This window comes from Anaerosporobacter sp. (assembly GCF_965301125.1).
Genome location: NZ_CBDLAM010000106.1, coordinates 9,858 through 10,694 on the forward strand (window position 1 = coordinate 9,858; position 837 = coordinate 10,694).

Genomic DNA, 837 nt, shown 5'->3' on the forward strand with positions numbered 1-837 from the left:
CAGTTAAACTTAAAATAGTAGAATTGAGAAAAATGAAAGGGATAGGACAACAGGATTTGGCAGATGTTCTTGGAGTATCCTACCAGTCCGTTAGTAAATGGGAAACTGGGGCAACCATGCCGGATATTTCCTTACTACCAAATTTTACTAGGCAAAGGATAAATTTCAGAATACAGAATATGCTACAAATTTTATCGCTTCAGATATCTATACCTTTAAATCTGACAAGAGATATGATTTAGCAGTTGGGGTAGCTGCTTTACGGCATTTGAACAGACCGATGGAATTAATGAAGAATATGATTGCTTCTGTTAAAAAAGGCGCTCTTGTTGCCTGTATCGATGTTAATAGGGAATTTGAAAATGTTGGTCTATACCTTGATGATATAGATTATGCGTATCTTTGCACTGCTTTTGATTTTCATAAGTCTTGGAAGAAAGAGTTGGAGTACGAAGGCAGGGATTATGCTATTGGAATGCGACTGCCCTATTATATGCATCAATTAGGACTGCATGACATAGATATCCGGATGAACGATAGAGTGATTTATGTTAATCCGGATACACCTAATTATGATGAAACGGAACAGGATTTTATTGAAATGCATGGATGGGATGAGCCCTATAACATGTACAGACGAGAAGGTCTGATAGAGTATTTTATGAATAGAGGTGATGATAGAGCCCAAGCGGAAGCATATATTACACTACAAACAAAAATTGCTGATTACTTTAAACATAATGCAAATAAAAAATCATTTTCCAAAGTATTTGGATTACTTATAGCTTATGGCAGGAAGTAAGTATCAAAGATAATGCTGATGATAAAAGCTACCAT

General features: G+C 35.6%; 2 protein-coding genes. Both read left to right on the forward strand.

Annotated features, from left to right (window positions below):
* On the forward strand, nucleotides 1-242 hold a 242-nt coding region (locus ACW2QF_RS12165), incomplete at its 5' end, for a helix-turn-helix transcriptional regulator (RefSeq protein WP_455716274.1).
* A 26-nt stretch (nucleotides 243-268) separates the two neighbouring features.
* Nucleotides 269-802, forward strand: a complete 534-nt coding sequence (locus ACW2QF_RS12170) for a hypothetical protein (protein ID WP_455716275.1) — start codon at nucleotides 269-271, stop codon at nucleotides 800-802.
* Nucleotides 803-837 lie beyond the last annotated feature (35 nt).